This window comes from Pseudomonas sp. B34(2017) (assembly GCF_002112915.1).
GTDB lineage: Bacteria > Pseudomonadota > Gammaproteobacteria > Pseudomonadales > Pseudomonadaceae > Aquipseudomonas > Aquipseudomonas pharyngis.
Genome location: NZ_NEJA01000003.1, coordinates 149,336 through 172,594 on the forward strand (window position 1 = coordinate 149,336; position 23,259 = coordinate 172,594).

The following is a 23,259-nucleotide window of genomic DNA, read 5'->3' on the forward strand; positions in this document are numbered from 1 at the left end:
GCGCAGGGGAGAGACCGTGATGGAACGTTCACCGTGGCACGCTGGCGAGCAACAGTTACAGGCCCATGTCGGCGTTGCCGAGCGCATGGCGGAATTCGGGCGTAAGGTGATTCGCACCTGGATGCCGGATCAACACCGCCAGTTCTATGAGCAATTGCCTTTCATGCTGTACGGCGCGGTGGATGCCGAAGGTCGACCCTGGGCCAGTGTGCTGGAGGGGGAGCCGGGCTTTGCTCACTCTCCCGAGCCGACGCAACTGCAGTTCGCCAGTCTGCCGGCTGCCGATGACCCGGCGCAGTTACAAGCCGGCGCCGCCATTGGTCTGCTTGGTATCGAACTGCACACCCGCCGGCGCAATCGGCTCAATGGCCACATCGATAATCTTGACGCGAACGGGTTCGGTCTGACGGTGGATCAATCGTTCGGCAACTGCCCGCAATACATTCAATTGCGTCAGTTTCAGCGGGTGCCGCTGACCGATCCGCAGACCCGCAAAGCCGAACACCGTGACAGCCTCGATGACGCCGCCATTGCGCTGATCGAAAGCGCCGACACTTTCTTTGTCGCCAGTTACGTTGATGTCGACGGCGAGCGTTCGGTGGATGTTTCCCACCGCGGCGGTCAGCCCGGTTTTGTGCGGATCGAGGGTAATCGCCTGACGATCCCTGATTTTGCCGGCAACCTGCACTTCAACACGCTGGGCAATCTGCTGCTCAATCCCTTGGCCGGCTTGCTGTTCATCGACTTTTCCACAGGTGATGTGTTGCAGCTCAGCGGTCGCACCGAGATCATTCTCGAGGCGCCGCAGATCGAGGCCTTCCAGGGCGCCGAACGCCTGTGGACGTTTGAGGTGGAGAAACTGGTTCGGCGTCCGGCAGCGCTGGCTCTTCGCTGGCGCTTCGACGGCATGTCACCCACCAGCCTGCTGACCGGTAACTGGGCCCAGGCCGATGCACGGTTGCAGGCCAAGGCATTGGGGGACAGCTGGCGGCCATTGCGCGTGGCAAAAGTCGAAATGGAAAGCCGTCACATCCGCTCGATCTATCTGGAGCCGGACGATGGCGCAGGACTGCCGGTGTTTCTCGCCGGTCAGCATCTGCCGCTGCGGTTCACCCTCGATGGCGAGGTGCACATCCGTACCTACAGCCTGTCCGGCGCGCCGTCGGACGATTTTTTCCGGATCAGCGTCAAGCGCGAAGGACGGGTGTCGACGCACCTGCATGAGCAGATTCGCGTAGGCGATGTGCTGGAGGCGCGCTTGCCTCAAGGGCATTTCACGGTCGAGGCGCTGGAGCGCCGTCCACTGGTGTTGTTGGCGGCCGGAGTCGGCATTACGCCGTTGCTGTCGATGCTGCGTGAGGTGGTCTATCAGGGCCTGCGGACGCGGCGGATTCGTCCGACCCTGTTTGTTCAGAGTTCCCGCAGCCTCGCCGACCAGCCGTTCCGCGCAGAGGTGGATCGTTTGCTGGAGGATGCCGGTGACGCCGTGAAGGTGTTGCGAGTGCTCAGCCAGCCGGAAGACGATCTGGTCGAAGGAAAAGACTTCGACCTGCGTGGCCGTATCGATGGCGATCTGTTGCGCAATCTGCTGACCGACGAGGACTTCGATCAGGTCGACTTCGTGCTCTGCGGCCCCGGCGGTTTTACCCAGGGTATTTATGACATCTTGCGCGAACTGGATGTGCGGGACGGGAAGATCCATGCCGAAACCTTCGGCCCTTCGACCCTCAAGCGCCAAGCCGATCCGGACGCGATCGTGATGGAACAACCGCCGGCTGCGACCACGTCGGTGCCGGTGGTGTTCGAACGTTCAGCCAAGGAAGCGCGCTGGCAGCCCGATGGCGGCAGTCTGCTGGAGCTGGCGGAAAGTCGCGGCTTGCGTCCGGAATTCAGTTGTCGCGGGGGTTCGTGCGGCACCTGCAGGACGCGGCTGATCAGTGGCGCGGTGAATTATCCACAGCCTCCGGCAGAAGTGCCGGAGGAGGGGCAGGTGCTGATTTGCTGCGCGGTGCCGGCGCAGAGTGACCAGGCGCTGGTTCTGGATCTGTAACGGATCAGGCGTAGGACAACGCCTTTTCTTCCAGCAGCTCCTGATACAGCTCGGTCCATTTGCGGCCCATTTCATCGGCTGTGAATAACTGCCGATAGCGGGCCTCAGCCTTGAGGCCCATTTCGGCAGCGCGGGCCGGGTTTTCCCACAGGGTCCGCATGGCTTCACGAAACGCCTGTGGATGACTCGGTGGCACCACCAGTCCGGTTTCGTTATGGATGTTGATGTAGCTGGTGCCGGTGCCGATCTCGCTGGAGATCATCGGTTTGCCGTACATCGCGCCTTCGAGTAGCGAAATGCCGAACGCTTCCGAGCGCAGGTGCGACGGGAACACGATGGCGTAGCTCAGTTGCAGCAGGGCGACCTTATCTTCATCGCTCAGCCGCCCGAGGAAATGAATGTTGCGCAGACCCAGGGCCGCGGCCTGGGCGTGCAGTTCCTGCTCCAGCGGGCCGGCGCCGACGATCACCACCGGATAGTCCACGTCTTTCAAGGCTTCGAGCAGGATGTGCAGGCCTTTGTAATAGCGCATCACCCCGACGAACAGGAAAAACTTGTCCCCAAGCTGCTGGCGCCAGCGATTCATGCGCTCGATGTCGGGCTGTGGATAACCGGCCTTGTTCAAGCCGTAGGGGATCACGCGAGTCTTGTCCTGGAATTGCTGCAACACATCGCTGGTGTGCAGATAGTTCGGCGAAGCCGCGACAATCCGGTCGGCGCTGGCGAGGAAGCGGTTCATCAGCGGGCGATAGAGTTTGAGCAGGTGCTTCTGGCGAATGATGTCCGAGTGATAGGTCACCACCGTCGGTTTGTTCACGCCGCTGGCGAAATGCACCAGATCCATGAACGGCCACGGGAAGTGGTAGTTGATTACGTCGGCTTCGGCGGCCAGTTCGCGAAACTGCTTGAACACGCTCCAGGAAAAACCCGTGGAGGCGAACTGGATATCCAGTTTGGCCCGATGCACTTCGTGCTGGCCGAGACGCACCACCGCAGGCTCTGGATTGGCGCTGAGCGTCAGCACCTGGCCTTCGATGCCGTGCTGGGCGCCACTCTCGCAGAGTTGAAAGATGACTTGCTCGATACCGCCGACCGAGTCAGGCAGGTACGTCTTGAAGAAATGGAGAACTCGCATTCAACCTCCCATGGCCTGGTGGTAGGCGCCGGCCGTGGCCTGCGCGCAACGCTTCCAGGAAAAAAGCCGTGCCTGCTGCAATCCGGCTTCCCGGCATGCCTGCCAGTGCGCTTGATCATCGATCAGTCGGCTCATCGCATCACGCAAGCCGTCTGCATCGTCAGCTTCAATATAGTTGCCGGCGTCGCCCGCCACTTCCGGCATGGCCGAAGAGCGGGTGAGTACCACTGGCGTGCCGCTGGCCATCGCTTCCAGCACCGGCAGGCCGAAACCTTCATACAGCGACGGAAAAATCAGCGCCCGGGCGCCGGCCAGCAATTGCGCGACTTGCTCATCGGGCAGGTAGCCGAGCAGGCACACGTGCCCGCTAGCCAGTGCCTGTCGCAATTCATCACTGAACTGGTCGCGCTGCCAGCCGGCCATGCCGACGATCAACAGCGGGAAACGCTGGCGCACCCGATCTGGCAACAGCGCGTGGGCGCGCAGGGCCAGATTCAGGTTCTTGCGCGGCTCCAGGGTGCCGACGCAGAGGAAGTACTCCCGGTACTCGACCGCATGGGCCTTGAGCACCGCATCGATGGCTTGTGGATCGCGCGGCCTGAAACGCTCGGCGACACCCAGCGGCGCGACCACGAAGCGCTCGGCAGGCAGTCCGAAATACTCCCGGGCCTCGTCAGCGATGGCTTGCGAGTCGGTCAGAATGATCCGCGCCTGGCGTACGCCTTCGGCGAGCCGGCGCTCGATTTCCCGCAGCCGCGCCGGTGGCTGGGTCTCGGGGAAATGCAGGTGCGTGAGATCGTGCAGGGTAATCACGGTCGGGCCATCGAAGGCCAGCGGCCACAGACTCGGTTCGTGGTACAGATCGACCGGTTGCGCCGGGCCCTGATCGAAGCGTTTCTGTTCAAGCCAGCGGCGCGCCTGATAGGCCCCGGGGATCTGCCGCAGCAGCGGCGTCAGGCGCGAATAACCGGGCATCGCCGCTTCCGGCAGTTGCGCACTCCAGCCCCAGCCATGGAACAGCGCCACCTCGATATCGGTTTCAGTGTGCAAGGCATTCACCAGTTCGGCCACGTAATGGCCGATGCCGGTGCGCGGTGCCTGGAGGATGCGGGCGTTAAGGGCTATGCGCATGTTGCCTCGCTGACACCTGAGGTGCCTCCAGCACATGGCGCGCGGTACGCTCGGCCAGTTGCGCGCTGGCTTCCCGCCAGCCGATCCAATGCCAGTCGCTGACATCGCGGGCGGCGGGGAATCGGCCGCTGCGCTCAAAGCTCTGCACCAGATCGGCGAGGCTTTGCGGCGACTGCAGGTCGAAATAGGCCATGAACTCACCGCCGATCTCGCGAAACACCGGGATGTCGCTGCCCATCGCCGGCAGCCCGCGCTGCATGGCTTCCACCAGCGGCAGGCCGAAACCTTCGACGAACGAGGGAAACACCAGCGCGCTGGCATGGGCGTAGGCATGTTCGAGGCTGGTGTCGCTCAAGTCGTTGAACATGAACAGGCGTCGGTTCAGCTCGGGATGATGGCGGATCCGGGCCAGCAGCGCGTCGCACTTCCAGCCAATGCGCCCGGCAATGCACAACCGGGCTTTCGAGCCGTTCGCCCAGGCATGGTCGAAGGCATCCAGCAGATAGTCGTGGTTCTTGCGCGGCTCGATGGTGCTGACCATCAGGAACACCGGCTCCGGTGTTGCGAACAGCTGTTGCAAACGTGGTTCGACGGCGGCTTCGACGCTCTGCAGATCCAGCTCCGAACCGAGGTGAAAGTAGTCGAACCAGCGTTTGCCGACTTGTGCCGACCCGAGGCGACGCTGCATTTCTGCACGCAACTGATCACGCACGGTGGCGGAAATGGCCATGAAGCCGTCGGCGTTGCGGGCGATCCAGTCGAACCACTCGCTGTACACCTCGACCAGCCGCGTGTCGTAGAACTGCGGGTGGGACAAGGGAATCAGGTCGTAGATCACCGCAACGATGCCCAGACCTTCCTGTTTGAGGCGCTCGGCATGCAGGAAAAAGTCGGAATGCCAGGACGAATCCAGCAGCACCAGTTGATCGCCCGGCTGGTGTTGCAGCGGCTCGCAGCGTTGGGGCATTTGATAGCGATTGACTAGCCCGACCAGCCGCAGCGGTAGCCCGAATGCACCGAACGAGGTCAGGCGATAGCCGACGTACAACACGCGTCGTGCCAGTTTTGTGCGGCAACGAGTGTCCAGCCGTTGATGCAGCTGCCAGAAACGATGAGCCAGCCGTTCAAGACGTTCGCCAAACGTGACGATGGCATTGAACAGCGGCGAATCCAGCGGCGCCAGACGCTTCACTCGGTACAACTGGCCCTTGAGCAGAACCACCGGCACGCATTCGATCCCTTCGGCGCTCGGCGGCAGCTGTTTGATGACGTTGCGCACCACCCGCTGAATCCCCGAATTGACCTTCGGGTGTTTGAACACGTGGGTGCATTCAACCAGCAGGCGGGTCATGGCGCGCGCTCCGCGAGGCTGTCCGCGTGGCGGGTGATCGAGGTGCTGGCGCCCAGCCATGAACAGCCGACGAAATCATCCTGGCGGTTGTTGATCACGTGGAACACCAGACCGTAGTCACGCCATTCGAAGTTGCGGTCCAGGTGCGAGTCCAGTCGCGACAGGCTCAGGGCCACGGAGTAATTGCCCTTGCCCAGGCCCATGACGAAGGCGAAGCGATAGATGATGCGTTCACCCGCACTCAGGTCTTCCAGCGCCTGGTTCTGACGGTGGGTGTTGATGCCGTACATGGCCTGGCCCAGGCGATCCTTGATCATGAAGCCGAGCACCAGCCGCTCGATGTCCTGGCGAATCTCCACCTCGACTTCCAGTGTCACCGGCTGACCGACTTCGGCGGCGTCGATGGAGCGTCCGCGTTCATCGAGCAGGCGCACGCTGAGGATCCCGGCCTCGCCGGTGCCCGACACAGTGCGTACCTGGCCGCCGTCGAGCAGTTCCTGGCGCACGGTCTGGCCTTCGCGTTCGGCGAGCAGGGCGTTGTAGTAATCCATGACCGCTTCGGGTTTGTCGTGCATCACCATGTGGCCGCCTTCGAGCAGGATCGCCGAGTCGCAGATCGACTGGATCGCGGAGCGGTCGTGGGACACGATCAACAGCGTGGTGCCGGCCTTGCGGAAGCTGCGGATGCGGTCGAAGCTCTTGTGTTGGAAGTAGGCATCGCCCACCGAAAGCGCTTCGTCGACGATCAAAATATCCGGGCGGCGCGCGGTGGCGACGCTGAAGGCCAGGCGCATCTGCATGCCGCTGGAGTAGGTGCGCACCGGGTGATCGATGGCCTCGCCGATTTCCGCGAAGCGTTCGATGTCCGGCATCAGGGCTTCGATGTCTTCGACCTGCATGCCCAGCAGTTGCCCGGCCATGATTGCGTTCTGTCGGCCGGTGAAGTCCGGGTGAAACCCCATGCCCAGTTCCAGCAGCGCCGCGACCCGGCCCACAAGCTGAATCTGGCCGCAGGTCGGTTGAGTGGTTCCGGTGATCATTTTCAACAGGGTGCTTTTGCCGGCGCCGTTGACCCCGACAATCCCCACCGCTTCACCGGGAGCGATTTCAAAATTCACGTCCTGCAGCACCCAGTGCTGGCGATGGCGCATCGGCGAAAACGGAATCAGCCATTCGGCCAGGCGACTCCAGCGGGTGGGGTACTGCTTGTAGGCTTTGCCCAGGCCTGTGACGCGTATGTGCCCCATCAGAGTTCATCCACCATTTCGCCGACCCGCCGACGAAACAGGCGCAGGCCGATCGCGCACAACAGCAGGCCGATCACGAAGATCGGCAGCAGCGAACTCCACACCGGCCACTGACCGTAGAGAAACAGGTTCTGATAGCTGCCGATCAGGTTGGTCAGCGGATTGAGCTGTAACAGGCGCTGCACCCACTCGGGCAGGATGCTCAGCGGATACACGATCGGCGTCAGCCAGAACCAGAATTGCAGGCAGATGGCGAACAATTGCCCGACATCGCGAAAGAACACGTTGAGCACGCCGAGGATCATCCCCAGTCCGGCGCAGAACAGCACTTGCAGCGCCAGCAGCGGCACCAGTGCCAGCAACGCCATGCCCGGCCAGCGCCCGCTGATCAACAGAAACCCTAGGAACAGGCCGATGATGATCGCGAAGTTGATTCCGGCATTGAGCAGCACGATCACCGGCAGGCAGAGGCGCGGGAAGCTGATTTTCTTCAGCAGGTTGGCGTTTTCCAGAAACATGTTCTGGCTGCGCAGGGTGATTTCCGAGAACAGGCCCCAGGTCAGCAGCCCGGCGCACAGGTAGACGCTGTAGGCCATGCCGTCGTCCACGCCGGGCAGGCGGGCGCGCATGATGTGGGAAAAGATCACCGTGTACACGATGATCATCGACAGCGGGTTGAGTACCGTCCACAGCGCGCCGAACAGCGAATTGCGATACCGCGCTTGAAACTCCCGCTTGACGCTACCGAGGATGAAACCCCGATAGTCGTGCAGCGAGCGGTACAGGGAAAGCAGCATTCACACCGTCCTGCCGTATTGGTCTTCGAAGCGGACGATGTCGTCCTCTCCCAGGTATTCACCGCTTTGTACTTCGATGATCACCAAGTCGATCACGCCGGGGTTTTCCAGACGGTGCTTGTGACCGGCGGCAATGAACGTCGATTCGTTCTTCGCCACCAGGGTCGTGCCGCTGCCGTTGTTGGTGACTTTGGCCATGCCTTCGACCACCACCCAGTGTTCATTGCGGTGATGGTGCATCTGCAACGACAGCTTGCCGCCGGGTTTGACCACGATGCGCTTGATCTTGAAGCGCGGGCCTTCTTCGAGCACGGTGTAAGTGCCCCACGGACGGCTGACCGTACGATGCAGGCGATAGGCTTCGTGGGATTTGTCCTTGAGCTGTTTGGCCACGCGTCGCACATCCTGTGCACGGTCGGCGTGGGCTACCAGCACGGCGTCGGCGGTGTCGATGATTATCAGGTCTTCCACACCGACGGCAGCCACCAGCCGGCCATCGCTTTGAACGAAGTTGTTGCGGCTGTCGATGAAGATCGCTTCGCCGCTGGCGCGGTTGTTATCCGCGTCCGCCGGCACCAGCGCGGCCACTGCACCCCATGATCCGATGTCGCTCCAGTCGAAACCCGCCGGCACCACCACAACCTTTTCCGAGCGCTCCATCAGTGCGTAGTCGATGGAGATGTCGGTGATCTCGGCGAACAGCTGGGGCGACAGTTCCTGTTGCAGGCAACCGGCGGTTTCCACCGGTTCGCTGGCGGCCATGCAGGCGCGGGCCTGTTCCAGCAGCTCGGGGGCGTGCAGCGCCAGCTCGGCGATCACCGTTGCGGTGGAGAAACAGAACATCCCCGAATTCCACAGGAAGTTGCCGCTCTCCAGATAATGGGTGGCGGTCTGCAGGTCGGGTTTTTCCACGAATCGCTGGACCTTGGCCGCGCCCCGGTCATTCAGCGGGGCGCCGGTCTCGATGTAGCCGAAGCCGGTTTCCGGGGCGGTCGGTACCACGCCGAAGGTCACCAGATAACCGTCCTTCGCCAGATTGATCGCGTGCTCGACCGCGCTTTTGAGCGCCTCTTCATTGACGATCAAATGGTCGGCGGGCATCACCACCATGATTGCCGCATCGCCGTGCAGGGCTTGCAGCGACAGTGCCGCCGCCGCAATGGCCGGTGCGGTGTTGCGTCCGGTGGGCTCGAGCAGGAAGTGCCCGCGATGCCGGGACAGGCGCGCGGCCTGATAGTGATCCTTGCTCTGGAAGTAGTACTCGCGGTTGGTCACCGTGACAATGTCGCCCCAACCGTCCAGCAGCGCGGCGGCGCGCCGGTAGGTCTTGCCCAGCAGCGACTGGCCGTCGGGCAGGGTCATGAACGGCTTCGGATGGCCCTCGCGGGACACCGGCCACAAACGGGTGCCGGCACCGCCGGACAGAATCACGGGGATCAGCATGGCCTGCCTACTCCTTGGCGACGCGTTTCATGTCCGCATCCATCATCATGCGGATCAGGGTGTCGAGGTCGGTCCTGGGTTTCCAGCCGAGCACGCGCTGGGCCTTGGCCGGGTTGCCGAGCAGCACTTCGACTTCCGCCGGGCGGAAAAACGCCGGGTCGATCTTCACGTAATCCCGGTAGTTCAGGCCGACGTGATCGAAGGCGATGCGGCACATCTCGCGCACGGTGGTGGTGACGCCGGTAGCGACCACGAAATCGTCGGGCTTGTCCTGTTGCAGCATCAGCCACATGGCCTCGACGTAATCACCGGCAAAGCCCCAGTCGCGCTTGGCGTCGATGTTGCCCAAGGCCAGCTCCTGCTGTTTGCCCTGTTTGATCCGGGCGGCGGCGTCGGTGACCTTGCGGGTCACGAATTCGATGCCGCGCAGGGGCGATTCATGATTGAACAAAATGCCGCTGCTGGCGTGCAGGTTGAAGCTTTCGCGGTAGTTGACGGTGATCCAGTGGCCATAGAGTTTGGCCACGCCGTAAGGACTGCGCGGGTAGAACGGGGTGTTCTCGTCCTGTTGCTCGGCCTGGATCAGACCGAACATTTCGCTGGTGGACGCTTGATAGAAACGCGTGTGCGGGCTGAACTGACGGATCGCTTCGAGCAGGTGGGTCACGCCCAGGCCATCGACGATCCCGGTGGTCACCGGTTGGTCCCAGGAGGCAGCGACGAAGCTCTGGGCTGCCAGGTTATACACCTCGTCCGGTGCCGACTTGATCACCGCGCGCTGCACCGAGCAGGCATCGGCCATGTCGCCATCCAGGTAGACGATGTCCGCTTCGACGCCCATCTCCCGCAGGCGCCAGCGTGAATCGCTGCTGCGCCGTGCGACAAGGCCGTGAACCTTGTAACCCTTGTCGAGCAGCAGCTTGGCCAGATACGCGCCGTCCTGGCCGGTGATTCCGGTGATCAATGCACTTTTTGTCATTCTTGTCGTACTCGCGTCTCCCAGTCGGACAGGATCGCCCGCAGGGATTGTTGTGTAGTGATTTGCGGCGTCCATCCTGTGGTCCGGGCCAGCCGTTGGTGGCTGCCGCAGACGCGACGCTGATCCGCGCGGCGCATGCGTGCCGGATCCTGAACCAGTTGCAGCTCGACCTCGGCCAGGTCGCCCATCTGTTCGATGAGGCTGCGGATGCTTTGCTCACGGCCTGAGCAAATGTTGTAGACCTGTCCTGGCGTGCCTTTTTCCAGCAGCGCGAAATAGGCCGAGACCACATCGCCGACGTCGAGGAAATCGCGGGTGACATCGATGTCGCCGACTTCCAGGCGCGGCGCTTGCAGTCCTTGCTTGATGCGGTTGATCTGCCGCGCGGCGCTGGCGATGACGAAGCTTTCCTTCTGCCCGGTACCGATGTGGTTGAACGGCCGCGCCACCAGCACCGGCCAGCCTTCGCTGAGGCCCCATTGCAGGCTGAGGAATTCGGCCGACAGCTTGCTGACCGCATAGGGATTGCGCGGGCAGGGTGGTTGTTGTTCGGTGATCGGCAGCGCGGGTTCTTCGACCTGGCCGTAGACATCGCCCGAGCTGACATACAGGAGCGTGCCCTTGAAGCCACGGGCCTTGAGGGCCTGCAACAGGTTCAAGGTGCCGAGCAGGTTGATGTCGAAGGTGCGTGCCGGGTCGCGGAAGGCTTCGGGGACGAAGGTCTGGCCAGCCAGGTGAATGACCGCGTCGGGCAGCTGTGGCCACAGATCGATGAGGCTGTCCGGTTTTGTCAGGTCGTAGGCCGAGGCGGCAGGCAGCAGCTGCCACGTCGCGCCTTCCCCTTGCAGACGTGACTGGATGTGTTGTCCTACGAACCCACTGAGGCCCGTGATGAACAGACTTTTTTTCAAACAGCGACCCCTTGGTCTTTAACTTTCACCTCTTCCCACAGGCTTTAAGGGAATGTCTGTCAGACCCCTGAAAAAACCGGGCAGAACGGCAGGTGAAGTCATTGTTGTAGTTGTTTGGCTGCCAATCTGTGCCAATTGCGCAGCAATTTCAACCGGCCAAACCGTGACCGGTCAGTTCTCGTCAGAGTAGTCGGGTTTTTCTCGCCGGGCGGTTCCCGAATGCGCGACGGATGTGTTTAGAATGCCCCTCGTCGCGATCCCCGGCGGCTGCTCGCAAGGATCGTGCGACAGGGTAAAACCGACCATTAAAACAAGAACAGAGACGTGCACGATGACGCAGGACGAACAGCGCTGATGCCGGTTCGATCCGACGCCCGGCCGTCATAGCGTGAAGCTGCCGGGATGGCGGTTGCACCGTGGGATGCCATGAATTTCATTCTCTACTCGGACGTCAACGACCGCTCCATCAGCCAGAGTCTTGGGCGTCCCGAATACAGTTATTACTTTGTGCTGAAGGCCTATCGCCCGGTGCTGGAAAGCCTGGGGCGAGTGCATGTGGTGTCCACCAGCGCCGAGGTTGATCCACTCTACCGACAACTGCTCGCCGCCGGTGAAAGCAGCGTTTTCCTGTCCTTCACGCCGCCACAAAATACCCCGACCGACCTTGAATGCCCGACGATTTGCGTCATCGCATGGGAGTTCGATTCGATCCCCGATGAATCATGGGACGATGATCCGCGCCACGACTGGACGCAGATGCTCGCACGACAGGGACGGGTCATCACGCTGTCGAGCCACACTGCCCGGGCGATCCGCCGCGCCATGGGCGAGGACTTTCCGGTACTCGTGCTGCCGACGCCCTTGTGGGAAAACTTCGCCGCCATTCGTGAGCAACATGTCAGTGAGCCGATCAATCCCGGCGCGACCCTGGCCATCAAGGGCTGCATTTTCGACAGTCGCACGCTGGCGTTATCTGCCGACGATCTGTTGCCCAAGCCGCTGACTGCCGAACAACTGGCTGAAATCGAGGCACTGCGCCCGCCACCGCTGACGTTCAAACGCCGCCTGGTCATTGCCCGCCATTATCTGCGTCTGTGGAGGCTGGGGGCGGGTGAAGAACGGGTGAAGTTCCTGCATCACTGGTACTGGGAAGGTGTGCAGGATCTGCTGTCGGATCGCACACACGCCTGGCTCGAGAAACGCCTGCCGGCCATTGCCGCTCCGCATGCGGTGGCCGTGGCCGAGCCACCGCCGCTGGATCTGCCGGACACGTCCTCGGTGGTCGAGACCACGGTGGAAGGCGTGATCTACGTGACGGTGTTCAACCCCAGGGACGGCCGCAAGAACTGGCATCATCTGGTTACCGCCTTCTGCTGGGCCTTTCGCGAAACGCCTGACGCGACACTGGTGCTGAAGATTACCCAGAACGATCTGGCGTCCTACTACAGCGAACTGATGACCCTGCTCGCACAACTGACACCGTTCGCCTGCCGGGTGCTGGTGATGCATGGTTATCTGGACGACGCGCAATACGCGCGGCTCTACCAGGCTGCGAGTTTCTACGTGAACGCCTCACGCTGCGAAGGCCTGTGCCTGCCATTGATGGAGTTCATGTCCAGCGGCAAACCGGTGATCGCCCCGGACCACACGGCCATGGAAGATTACATCGACGACACGGTGGCCTTCGTCGTGCAGTCCAGCGAAGAGCTGACGATCTGGCCTCAGGACACCCGCATCATCTACCGCACCCTGCGCTATCGGCCGGACTGGGCTTCGCTCAAAAGCGCCTATGAGAACAGCTACCGGATGGCCAAGGCGCAGCCGCAGGAATACGCGCGCATGTCTGCCGCCGCTGTCGAACGCATGCACGATTACTGCGCGTTTGCCCCGGTACAACGGCGCATGGCGGACTTTTTCGGCCTCGTGCCGCTGGCTGCCGATGCCGCCCCCGTGACGGACAACGCCTCATGCTGATCATCATTCATTCGGAAACCAACCAGCACACCATCGCGCAGAACCTGGGGCGTTCGGAGTACAGCTATTACTTCGTGCTCAAGGAGTATCGCCCGGTGCTCGAACGCCTTGGGCGTGTGGTGGAAGTCGTCGATCCGGCGCGCGAAGTCGATGCGTTGTATCTGGAATGCCTGTCCCGTGGCGAGCCCTGCGTGTTCCTGTCGTTCTCGCCGCCGCACCGCACGCCGATCCACCTGGCATGTCCGACGTTGCCGGTGTTCGCCTGGGAATTCAGCACCATCCCCAACGAACCCTTCGACAACGAGCCGCGCAATGACTGGCGCACGGTGCTCCGGGCCTGCGGCGCGGCGATCACCCATTCCACCTACACGGTCAACGCCGTGCGCGAGGCCATGGGCGCCGATTACCCGATTGTCGCGGTGCCGGCGCCGGTGTGGGATCGCTTCGCGGCCCGTGGCGCGCAGCTTCAGGGCCAGCCCTCGACAGGGCCGGTACGCCTGACGATCAAGGGGCTGGTGGCCGACAGTCGTCAGCTTGATCTCAATGCGTTTGGCCCGAAACACCTGCGCCGTGGCCAGGGTATCGATTTCCAGGCACCGGTGCGCGAGCAAGAGTTGCTACTGGAGGGGGTCGTCTATACCTCGGTATTCAATCCCGGTGACGGACGCAAGAACTGGGAAGACATGCTCAGCGCCTTCTGTGTGACGTTTCGCGATGTCGAAGACGCGACACTGGTGCTCAAGCTCACGCACCACGATGCCGAAGAGGCGCTCAGCGACATTCTTCATCATCTGTACAAGAACCAGTCCTACCGCTGTCGCATCGTGCTGATTTACGGCTACCTCGCGGATGCCGACTACGAGCGTCTCGTGCAGGCCACCCGGTACGTGGTCAACACGTCCTACGGCGAGGGCCAGTGTCTGCCACTGATGGAATTCATGTCCTGCGGCAAGCCGGCTGTGGCGCCGCGCACCACGGCGATGATCGATTACCTGAGCACCGATAACGCATTCGTGGTGGAGTCCACCGATGAACTCACCGCCTGGCCTCACGATCCGCGCAAGGCGTTCCGCACGTTGCGCTATATGACCAACTGGGCGTCGGTCTGTGTGGCCTATCGCGACAGCTATGAGGTGGCGAAGAACGATCCCCGGCGCTATGCACAGATGTCGGCGCAGGCCGTTGCCAGCCTGCAGGCGTTCTGCAGTCAGGCGGTGGCCGAGCAGCGGTTGCGTGATTTTCTCGTTCAGGTACACGAGCACCGTGGTGCCGCTGCAACGGAAGCCACGGGGACATGATCCGCGCATGGCTGAGGCGTTTGCGTCCGGTTGCGCACCCGGCGCCGGTATCCGTGCCTGAACCGGTTGCCGCGGGCGTGTCGCCCAGGGATGTGGGTCTGCATGACGCCATGCTCGACGGCTGGTTTAACGGCGACAGTGGTGAGTTGCTCAAGGGCTTTGTCATTGACGCGGACGACACCCTGCTCGACGTGGGGTGTGGCGAGGGTGTCGCGACATTGTTCGCCGTGCGCCAGGGCGCCTCGGTGATCTTCACCGACAGCGAACACGACAAGGTGCGCGACCTCGCCCGACAAGTCGAAGCGCAGAGCCGCAAGGCCAGTCTCGGTCTGGTCAGCAACAGCCTGCCATTGCCGCTGAGCGACGGCTGTGCGAGCAAGGTCGTGTGCATGGAAGTGCTGGAACACATCGATCATCCCGAGCCGTTCATGGCCGAGCTGGTACGCATGGGCCGTCCCGGTGCGCTGTACCTGCTCAGCGTGCCGGCACCGGTGGGCGAGCATTTGCAGCAGGGCATCGCCCCGGCGGGTTATTACCAGTCGCCCAATCATGTGCAGATCTTCACCCCGGAACGCTTCGCGGCATTGGTTGAGGATGCTGGTCTGGTGATTGAGCATCGTCAGGCCACGGGATTTTTCTGGGTCATGGGCATGATCTTTTTCTGGGCCAGCGAGCGGGCTGCCGGCCGTGACCTTGGCGGTGCCGTGCGCGACCGGATCCAGGCGCCGTATCCACCGTTGATGGAGAGCTGGGCCAGAACCTGGCAGGACTTGCTGGCGCAGCCCGATGGATTGGCGATCAAGCAGATGCTCGACCGGTTCATGCCCAAGAGCCAGGTGATCATTGCCCGCAAACCGCTCGATGCAGGACCTGTGTCATGAGCGGCAAGCGGATCATGGACATCGAAGTCCTGCGCGCTGTCGCGGTACTCGGCGTGCTGTTTCATCACCTGCAGGGCAGCCTGTTCACCGACCCGGTGCCGCTGCTTGAAAGGGTTCATGCCTGGGCGCAGCCGTGGTGGGGCGTCGACTTGTTTTTTGCGATCTCCGGGTTTGTCATCGCCCGCAGCCTGATCCCGGCGCTGCGCGGTTGCAGCAATCGCCAGGAATACTGGGAGCAGACGCGCAATTTCTGGCTGCGTCGGGCGTTTCGTCTGTTGCCCTCGGCCTGGCTGTGGCTGGCGTTGATGCTGCTGGCGTGCGTGTTTCTCAATCGATCAGGCGCGTTCGGGACGTGGTCCGCCAACGTCCAGGCCACGTTGGCCGGGGTGCTGCAGTACGCCAACTTCCGCTTTGCCGATGCGTTCTTTCATTACGAATACGGCAGCAGTTTCGTCTACTGGAGCCTGGCGCTGGAGGAGCAGTTCTACCTGTTGTTCCCGCTGTTGATCATGCTGTGCCGCAAGCATCTGGTGTGGGCATTGCTGGCGCTGGTGGCGGTGCAGCTGTTTACGGTGCGCACGCCGCTGCTGATGGTGATTCGTACCGATGCGCTGGCGCTGGGTGTGCTGTTGGCCATGTGGAGCGTGCAGCCGGGTTATCGCCGTTGGGAGCCGGTATTCCTGCGGCGGCCATGGGCCGGAGTGTTCGCGCTGATCGGCCTCGGAGCGCTGCTGAGCTTCATGGCCACCGACCGTTTCACCTTCGCCGGTTACCGCATCGGGTCTATCGCCGTGCTCAGCGCCGTGCTGGTGTGGATCGCTTCATACGACCGCAATTACCTGCTGCCGGCCGGTGGCCTGCAACGACTGATGGCATGGGTCGGCAGCCGCTCCTACGGCATTTACCTGATCCACATCCCGGCCTATCAACTGGTGCGGGAACTGATTTTCCGTTTGCAGGGTGCCGGCCTGCCGAGCCCGGCCGGGCATCCGATCATGACGCTGCTGATTGCCGGTGGCCTGATCGTGCTGCTCAGCGAACTCAATTACCGCTTGATCGAAATGCCCATGCGCAATCGAGGCGCCACGCTGGTGAAACGCCTCGGCACCTCGCGAACCGTTGTCTCGTCCCCTGGAGCCACCTCATGCTGAGCCTTTTGAAAAAACTCACGGCGGCTCCGGCCCCCGCACACGCTGTCGCACCGGTCGCCGACAAGGTCGACCCTTACATGCTCGGCCTGCACGACGCGATGCTCAGCGGCTGGTTCAACCAGCAAACCGGCGAGCTGTTCAAAGGCTTCCCGGTGACCGCCGACGACACCTTGCTGGACGTTGGCTGCGGCGACGGTGGCAACGTGCATTTCTGCGGCATGCGCGGGGCGAAGATCATCATTGCCGACATCGACGGCGCCAAGGTCGAGGCGACCCGCCAGCGCCTGAGCGATACGCCGGCACGTGGCGTCGAATGCCATGTGACCGACTGTAATCCGCTGCCGATCGCCGATGGCACCGCCACTCGCGTGGTGTCCACCGAAGTCATCGAACACGTCGACGACCCGGCGCAGTTCCTTGCCGAACTGGTGCGCGTCGGCCAGTCGGGCGCGCTGTATCTGCTGAGCGTGCCGCACCCCAGCTCCGAAGACCTGCAAAAGGACATCGCCGCGCCGGAGTATTTCCAGAAGCCCAACCACATTCGCATCATCAGTGAAGAGCAGTTCAAGGCGATGGTCAGCGAGGCGGGACTCGAGATCATCAGCCATAGCCAGTACGGCTTCTACTGGTCGATGTGGATGATGCTGTTCTGGGAAGCGAAGGTCGAATTCAGCAACCCGGATCATCCGCTGCTCAACCATTGGGCCGATACCTGGCAAGCGGTGCTCGACTCGCCGCGCGGCGCGCAGATCAAGCAGGCGCTGGATGCGGTGGTGGCGAAAAGTCAGGTCATCATTGCCCGCAAGCCCTGAACGCTTTTGTGTAACCTTGCAGTCTGATGTCTCAGGGATCTGCAAGGTATGCGCTTTATCATCGGGTGGTCAGCCCTGGTGGCTGTGTTGTTGCTGTGTGCTTGTGAACGACAGGACGCAGTGCCGCTCGATCAGCAGCTTTACGTCTGGCAACGGCAATGGACGCCGGCCCATGAACCTGCCCTGAACGACAGTCGCAGCGACTTTTCGACGTTGCGGGTCTTGGCGTTGCAGGCTTCCCCGAATGCCGGATGGAGCCGGGCACGCATCGATTCTGAGCTGCTGAAACGCGATGCCCGGCCGTTGATCGCGGTAATTCGCCTCGACGGCCAGCTCAAGGCGCTCGATTCGCAAGCGGTTACGGCGCAAATCCTTCAAGTGCTCGCTGACTGGCAAGTTCAGGGGCTTACCTTGGCCGGGGTCGAGATCGACCATGATGCCGGCAGTGCCCGACTGTCGGCCTATACCGAATTCCTCACACACTTGCGCGGCGCATTGCCGGCCAACCTGCCCCTGAGCATCACTGCGTTACCTGCCTGGCTCGACAGTCCGCAATTGCCCGCGCTGCTGGCGATCGTCGACAGCAGTGTGTTGCAGGTGCATGCCGTCAGCGATCCGCGTCGCGGTCTGTTCGATCCCGAGCAGGCGCAGCGCTGGGCCAAGGCCTGGGGGCGGATGACCGACAAACCGTTTTATCTGGCGCTGCCGGCCTATGGTGTGGCGCTGTTGCCGGATGTCGATGGCGCCCCGGTGGTGGAAAGCGAAGTACCGCTCGAACGGGGTGGCCAGCGCCGCGAATTGCTTGCCGATCCACAACAACTGGGCCGGCTGGCAAATGAGTTACGCGAGGATCGCCCGGCGCATCTGGCCGGCCTGATCTGGTTTCGTCTGCCGTTGGCCAACGACCGCAGAGCCTGGAGCCTGAGCACGCTGCGCGCGGTCGCCCGAGGCGATGCGTTGAGCAGCCAGCTCGGCGTGGTGTTTACCGAACAGAATGGCCTGCAAGACATTGCCCTGCGTAACGTCGGTAACCTCGACAGCGCCTGGCCCGCCCGCATCACCATCCAGGCCCGGGGCTGCGAAGGCGCTGACGCGCTCGCCGGTTATTCGTTGCAACAAGACCCGGATCTGCTTACCTTCACCCGCCTGCGCGACGGCCGATTGCCGGCGGGAGGGCAGCGCGCGATCGGTTGGGCACGCTGCGCAAATATTGATCAAGGAGGTTCGCATGTTGACCCGTAACTGGCCCCGCCATCTGCTTTGCCTGAGCCTCAGCCTGCCGCTGGGCTCGGCGCTGGCCTGTGGCCCGGACTTCCCGATGCGTCTGCTCGACGATCGCGGGCAATCGCTGGCGGAGCTGCCGGAGGGCAACTTCAGGTTCGAGATCAGTCGCCTCGGCAAAACCATCGCCGGGCTGAAGAACGTCACCGCCGCCACCCACAATCCGGATGACATCTACGCCGAGGCGCCAGAACCCGCCGAGGTGCGCGACAAGGCCGAGCAGATCGGCCTGACGCCTGAACAGCAAGCGCTGGTCAAACAGCTGCGCAGCCTGACCGACGCGCGTCAGGTCGACGCGCAGGGTGCGAGCCTGCCGGCGGAACTGCGTCTGTATGTGGCGGGCGCGGTGGCGTTCGGCGCCGGTGACCATCAACTGGCGGTCGAGTATTTCCGTCAGTTGCTGGCGCTGCCGGCCGATCAGCGTGCGTTGCGCAGCACCTGGGCTGCCTATTCTCTGGGCCGGGCGTACTTTGCCATGAGCAGCGAAGCGGGCGATGCGCTCGAAGCCTGGGAAAACGCTATCGACGCGTTCCGCCAGACGCGGCAACTGAGCATCGACGGTTTCAGCGATCCGCTGGAACTGGGCGTGGCCAGCCTTGGCGAAGAGGCGCGGGCGTTGCGCATGGCGGGTGACTGGAACAACGCCATCAAGCTGTATGCCGCGCAAAACCTGCACGGCTCGAACGTCGGTTACACCTCGCTGAAGCAGTTGATGAACGAACTGGCCGAGGAGCCCGAAGATCGGCTGGCGAAATTGCTGCGCCGCGAAGCGGTGCAGCAACTGGTGACCGCCTCGCTGATCAGCCGGATCGGCTGGTCGTTCGGCGATGAACCGCCGAACGAGAAGAAGCTGGTCAAAGCGCTGCAAGCGAGTACCCGAGGCAGCCTCGACAACGCTGATCGCCTGGCGGCGATGAATTATCAGCAAGGCGATTACGCCAGCGCCAAGGCGTTCCTCGAACACGCGGGCGACAGCGGTCTGGCGTGGTGGCTGCGGGCAAAACTGGCGGTGCGCGATGGCGATCGGAACGCAGCGGCTGCGGCCTACGCGAAGGCTGCGCAAGCGTTCCCGCAGGACGAATCCTGGGGCGAGCGGCGTACCGCCGACTGGAATCTCGAAACCGTGCAGCCGAAATGCCGGGTCGAAGGTGAAAGCGCAATTCTTGCGCTGCAACGTGGCGAGTACCTGCAGGCCTTCGACCAGTTGTATCGCAGCCAGCACATTTACTGGTTCGACGCCGCGACCGTGGCCGAGCGAGTGCTGACGGTCGGGGAGCTGAAGAACTACGTCGATGCCCATGTGCCGGCTCCACCCGCGCTGAGCCAGCAGGATCGCGACAATTACGTGCCGCTGCCGGTGGCCGCCAGCCTGCGCAATCTGCTGGGGCGGCGCTTGTTGCGTGAGGGGCACTACGCAGAAGCGGTCGGTTATTTCGACAATGCCGATCTGCAGAACAAGGCCCGGCTCTATGGCGAGCAACGCCTGAAGGCCGACTCAGCGTGGTGGCCGACCCAACGTGCCAGCGCACTGTTCAATGCTGCGTGGACAGCCCGTGAGTGGGGCATGGACATCCTGGGCTACGAAATGGCCCCGGATTACGCGACCTTCGGCGGCAACTACAGCCTGGAAAACACCGAGCTGAAAGTCGGGCCGCTGGTCAGCGAGGCCGAAGTGCGACGTCAGAAGGCCAGTGAAGCGCAACCGGATGAGCGTTATCACTATCGTTTTGTCGCCACGGCGCTGGCCAGTCGTGCGGCAGATAATCTGCCGCACACCAGCCAGGCGTTCGCCGCTGTGTTGTGCTCGGCGGCGGGCTGGAACAGCAGCCTGGAAGAGCAGAGCGCGTTGTACAAACGTTATGTCGATGAAGGGCCGTACGTGCCGTGGGCCGTGGATTTCGGCCATCAATGCCCTTATCCGGATTTTGAAAACGCTGACAAGCGCTACGTCACTCAGGTGACCGATTCGGTGCGTTCGACACTGCGGCCGTACAAGTGGCCGGTGCAGATCGGAGCGATCGTGGCCTTCACTGCTGTGGCGTTGCTGCTGATCACCCGCCGCCAGCGTAAGGCCCGCAAAGCCTAAGCCTGCTGGACGAACGTCAGGCGCACGGCGAAGCCGATCAACAGGCTGCCGAACAGCCACTGCTGCACCCGCTGGGCCGTCGGGCTGTGTTTCAGCCAGCGGCCCAGCGCGGCGCCGGTCAGGGCGTAGGCGCTGTCGAACAGCAGACCTGTGCCCACCAGCATCGCACCGAGCACGGCGAACTGGGTCAGCACCGCTGCGCCATTTGCCACGATGAACTGCGGCAGCAGCACCGAGCAGAACAGTAACGCTTTCGGGTTGAGCAGGTTGGTCAGCAGGCCGCGGCGGATGGCTGCATACCACTGCGCATGACTGTCCGTCACGGTGCCGGCGTCCAGATCCGGCAACAGCGTGGTGCGCAGGCATTGAATGCCGATCCACAGCAAATACGCCGCCCCGGCGATCCGCACAGCATCGAAGGTCCACGGCGCCGCCTTGAACAGCGCCGCCAGCCCCAGCGCCGCGAGCGCTACATGACAGCCTCGGGCGATGGCCAGACCCACCGCCGTGGCCAGCGCTGCGCCGCGTCCCTGACGGGCACCGGTCTGCAACAGCAGGATCATGTCCGGGCCGGGCAACAGAAAGACCACTGCCAGCGCCAGGAAAAACAGCCAGAGACTTGCCATATCGCACCCCTTTCGTTGTCGATTCGGTAGCCTCAGTCTAGGGCCGAAGGGCAGGGCAGGTGGTTGCGTAGTCAGCTTCTAAAGGCCTCTGGATTGGCATAATCTGCGCTCTTTCACCGCGAAAACCATCAGGATCTGCCAACCATGAAACTGGATGCCTTCGACCGCAAGATTCTTGCCGCACTGCAACGGGACGGACGCCTGAGCAACGTACAACTGGCCGACGAAATCGGCCTGTCGGCATCGCCGTGCCTGCGCCGGGTGCGGATGCTCGAAGAGGCCGGGGTGATTCGCGGATATCAGGCCAATCTGGACCGTGATGAAGTGGGGTTGGGGCTGACGGTGTTTGTCGGGGTCAAGGTCGAGCGCCACAACGACGAACAGGCCGAGGCATTCCACCGGGCGGTGACCGCATTGCCGGAGGTGATTTCAGCGTTTCTGGTGTCCGGGGAATCGGACTTTCTGCTGCAAGTGGTGGTGCCGGATCTGCGCGCCTACGACCGCTTTCTCACCGGTTGCCTGTTGAAGCTGCCGGGGGTGAGCGATATCCGCAGCAATTTTGCGATCCACACGGTGAAAACGCCCGGCGCATTGCCGCTGGGGCATCTGCCGTCCTGATACTTCCCGCATTGCGCGGGAAGTATTCGCACAGTGCTTACATCTGCGTCGCCATCCCTTCGACATTCATTGCCGCCTGACGCAACGCTTCGGAGCGGGTTGGATGCGGGTGACAGGTCAGCGCGATGTCTTCGGCCGAGGCGCTGAATTCCATGGCCACGCAGAACTCGCCGATCATTTCGCTGACGCTCGGGCCGACCAGGTGTACGCCGAGGACTTCGTCGGTGCGCTCATCAGCGATGACTTTGGCAAAGCCTTCGGTCTCGTGATTGATCTTCGCCCGGCTGTTGGCGGTGAACGGGAATTTGCCGACCTTGTACGCCCGGCCTTCAGCCTTCAGCTGCTCCTCGGTCTTGCCGACGCTGGCCAGCTCCGGGCGGGTGTAGATCACGTTGGGAATCAGCTCGTAATTGACCTCGCCGGCCTTGCCGACGATCTGCTCGATGCAGGCCATGGCTTCGTCTTCGGCCTTGTGCGCGAGCATCGGCCCGGACGTCACGTCACCGATCACCCACACGCCAGGCGCTTCCGTGCGATGCTGTTTGTTGGCGAGCATGCCGCGTTTGTCGGTGCTCAGGCCGACGTTTTCCAGGCCCAGGCCCTGGATGTACGGACGACGACCGATGGCCACCAGCACATAATCGGCCTCGAGGATTTCCGCGCTGCCGCCAGCGGCAGGCTCGACGCTGAGTTGTACGCCAGTGGCCGAGGAGGTGGCGCTGGTCACTTTGGAGCTCAGCTTGAAGCTGATGCCTTGTTTACTCAGTGAGCGTTGCAGAGTCTTGCCGGCTTCGCCGTCGACACCGGGGCAGATGCGGTCGAGGTATTCCACCACGGTTACCTGCGCACCGAGCCGGCGCCAGACCGAACCGAGTTCGAGGCCGATCACGCCTGCGCCGATCACCACCAGATGTTTGGGCACTTCGCTCAAGGACAGCGCGCCGGTGGAGTCGAGGATGCGCTTGTTGTCGATCTCCACGCCGGGCAGGGGAGTGGGCTCGGAGCCGGTGGCGATGACGATGTCCTTGGCAGTCAGCTCGATCCGGCTACCCTGATCGCCGGTCACGCTGACTTTTCCGGGGCCGTCGATGTGGCCCCAGCCTTTGATCCAGTCGACCTTGTTCTTGCGGAACAGGAATTCGATGCCTTTGGTCAGGCCGCTCACGCTTTCGTCTTTCTGCTTCATCATTTGCGCAAGGTTGAGCGTGGGTTTGACCTCGATGCCGAGGTTGGCGAACTCCGCTCCCAGCGCCGCTTCGTACAGCTCTGACGCATGCAAAAGCGCCTTGGACGGCATGCAGCCGACGTTCAGGCAGGTGCCTCCCAGCGTGGCGCGGCCCTCGACGCATGCGGCCTTGAGGCCCAGCTGGCCGGCGCGGATCGCTGCGTTATAACCGCCGGGGCCACCGCCCAGAATCACCACGTCATAGTTGCTCATGCTTTTACTCCTGGCTGAAGGATGCGGATCGGTAAAAGTAGTTGGTGCTT

Annotated in this window: 19 protein-coding genes; 9 read left to right on the forward strand and 10 right to left on the reverse strand. The window is 62.6% G+C overall.

Features of this window, described 5'->3' with window-relative positions:
• The first annotated feature begins 19 nt into the window (after positions 1–19).
• Positions 20–2,050 carry a pyridoxamine 5'-phosphate oxidase family protein gene (locus CAF80_RS10320; RefSeq protein ID WP_085667307.1) on the forward strand — a complete coding sequence of 677 codons (2,031 nt, stop codon included), beginning with the start codon at positions 20–22 and terminating at the stop codon, positions 2,048–2,050.
• Between the two features lie 4 nt (positions 2,051–2,054).
• Here the strand turns inward: CAF80_RS10320 and CAF80_RS10325 are convergent, their stop codons facing one another.
• From CAF80_RS10325 to CAF80_RS10360, 8 genes are read right to left on the reverse strand one after another with little or no spacing between them, the layout of a single operon-like run.
• Complete coding sequence (locus tag CAF80_RS10325) at positions 2,055–3,185, reverse strand: glycosyltransferase family 4 protein (protein WP_085667308.1); 1,131 nt, start codon at positions 3,183–3,185, stop codon at positions 2,055–2,057.
• Positions 3,186–4,316, reverse strand: a complete 1,131-nt coding sequence (locus CAF80_RS10330) for a glycosyltransferase family 1 protein (protein WP_085667309.1) — start codon at positions 4,314–4,316, stop codon at positions 3,186–3,188.
• The gene (locus CAF80_RS10335) at positions 4,300–5,667 is read right to left on the reverse strand and encodes a glycosyltransferase family 1 protein (protein WP_085667310.1); all 1,368 of its coding nucleotides are present in this window, start codon (positions 5,665–5,667) and stop codon (positions 4,300–4,302) included. The genes CAF80_RS10330 and CAF80_RS10335 overlap by 17 nt, the downstream gene beginning before the upstream one ends.
• Complete coding sequence (locus tag CAF80_RS10340; protein ID WP_085667311.1) at positions 5,664–6,914, reverse strand: ABC transporter ATP-binding protein; 1,251 nt, start codon at positions 6,912–6,914, stop codon at positions 5,664–5,666. Before CAF80_RS10340 ends, CAF80_RS10335 begins: the two co-directional genes overlap by 4 nt.
• Positions 6,914–7,711 carry an ABC transporter permease gene (locus CAF80_RS10345; protein WP_085612464.1) on the reverse strand — a complete coding sequence of 266 codons (798 nt, stop codon included), beginning with the start codon at positions 7,709–7,711 and terminating at the stop codon, positions 6,914–6,916. Before CAF80_RS10345 ends, CAF80_RS10340 begins: the two co-directional genes overlap by 1 nt.
• On the reverse strand, positions 7,712–9,154 hold the full coding sequence (locus CAF80_RS10350; protein ID WP_085667312.1) for a mannose-1-phosphate guanylyltransferase/mannose-6-phosphate isomerase: 1,443 nt from the start codon (positions 9,152–9,154) through the stop codon (positions 7,712–7,714).
• A 7-nt stretch (positions 9,155–9,161) separates the two neighbouring features.
• A complete protein-coding gene (gene gmd / locus CAF80_RS10355) occupies positions 9,162–10,133 on the reverse strand; it encodes a GDP-mannose 4,6-dehydratase (protein ID WP_039765008.1) in 972 nt (323 codons plus the stop codon).
• A complete protein-coding gene (locus CAF80_RS10360) occupies positions 10,130–11,044 on the reverse strand; it encodes a GDP-mannose 4,6-dehydratase (protein WP_085667313.1) in 915 nt (304 codons plus the stop codon). Before CAF80_RS10360 ends, gmd begins: the two co-directional genes overlap by 4 nt.
• Positions 11,045–11,470: 426 nt before the next feature.
• On the opposite strand from CAF80_RS10360, the gene CAF80_RS10365 reads away from it, so the two are divergent.
• Genes CAF80_RS10365 through CAF80_RS10395 form a run of 7 tightly spaced genes read left to right on the forward strand, consistent with a single transcriptional unit; the run spans position 11,471 to position 20,527 of the window.
• Positions 11,471–13,018 carry a glycosyltransferase gene (locus CAF80_RS10365; protein WP_235375855.1) on the forward strand — a complete coding sequence of 516 codons (1,548 nt, stop codon included), beginning with the start codon at positions 11,471–11,473 and terminating at the stop codon, positions 13,016–13,018.
• Positions 13,012–14,316: a glycosyltransferase gene (locus CAF80_RS10370; protein WP_039765013.1), complete on the forward strand. Its 1,305-nt coding sequence runs from the start codon at positions 13,012–13,014 to the stop codon at positions 14,314–14,316. The genes CAF80_RS10365 and CAF80_RS10370 overlap by 7 nt, the downstream gene beginning before the upstream one ends.
• On the forward strand, positions 14,313–15,197 hold the full coding sequence (locus CAF80_RS10375) for a class I SAM-dependent methyltransferase (RefSeq protein WP_085667314.1): 885 nt from the start codon (positions 14,313–14,315) through the stop codon (positions 15,195–15,197). Before CAF80_RS10370 ends, CAF80_RS10375 begins: the two co-directional genes overlap by 4 nt.
• Positions 15,194–16,348, forward strand: coding sequence for an acyltransferase (locus CAF80_RS10380; protein WP_085667315.1), 1,155 nt, complete (start codon positions 15,194–15,196; stop codon positions 16,346–16,348). Before CAF80_RS10375 ends, CAF80_RS10380 begins: the two co-directional genes overlap by 4 nt.
• A complete protein-coding gene (locus CAF80_RS10385) occupies positions 16,342–17,160 on the forward strand; it encodes a class I SAM-dependent methyltransferase (protein WP_064379692.1) in 819 nt (272 codons plus the stop codon). Before CAF80_RS10380 ends, CAF80_RS10385 begins: the two co-directional genes overlap by 7 nt.
• A 48-nt stretch (positions 17,161–17,208) precedes the next feature.
• Entirely contained in the window at positions 17,209–18,402 is a 1,194-nt protein-coding gene (locus CAF80_RS10390; RefSeq protein WP_085667316.1) for a DUF3142 domain-containing protein, read from the forward strand.
• Positions 18,389–20,527, forward strand: a complete 2,139-nt coding sequence (locus CAF80_RS10395; RefSeq protein WP_085667317.1) for a hypothetical protein — start codon at positions 18,389–18,391, stop codon at positions 20,525–20,527. The genes CAF80_RS10390 and CAF80_RS10395 overlap by 14 nt, the downstream gene beginning before the upstream one ends.
• Here the strand turns inward: CAF80_RS10395 and CAF80_RS10400 are convergent.
• A complete protein-coding gene (locus CAF80_RS10400; RefSeq protein WP_039765022.1) occupies positions 20,524–21,153 on the reverse strand; it encodes a LysE family translocator in 630 nt (209 codons plus the stop codon). The two genes, CAF80_RS10395 and CAF80_RS10400, sit on opposite strands and share 4 nt — an antisense overlap.
• Before the next feature lie 144 nt (positions 21,154–21,297).
• On the opposite strand from CAF80_RS10400, the gene CAF80_RS10405 reads away from it, so the two are divergent.
• A complete protein-coding gene (locus CAF80_RS10405) occupies positions 21,298–21,771 on the forward strand; it encodes an Lrp/AsnC family transcriptional regulator (RefSeq protein ID WP_007954205.1) in 474 nt (157 codons plus the stop codon).
• Between the two features lie 37 nt (positions 21,772–21,808).
• Here CAF80_RS10405 and lpdA read toward each other — a convergent pair whose 3' ends face one another.
• Complete coding sequence (gene lpdA / locus CAF80_RS10410; RefSeq protein WP_074689859.1) at positions 21,809–23,209, reverse strand: dihydrolipoyl dehydrogenase; 1,401 nt, start codon at positions 23,207–23,209, stop codon at positions 21,809–21,811.
• Positions 23,210–23,259 lie beyond the last annotated feature (50 nt).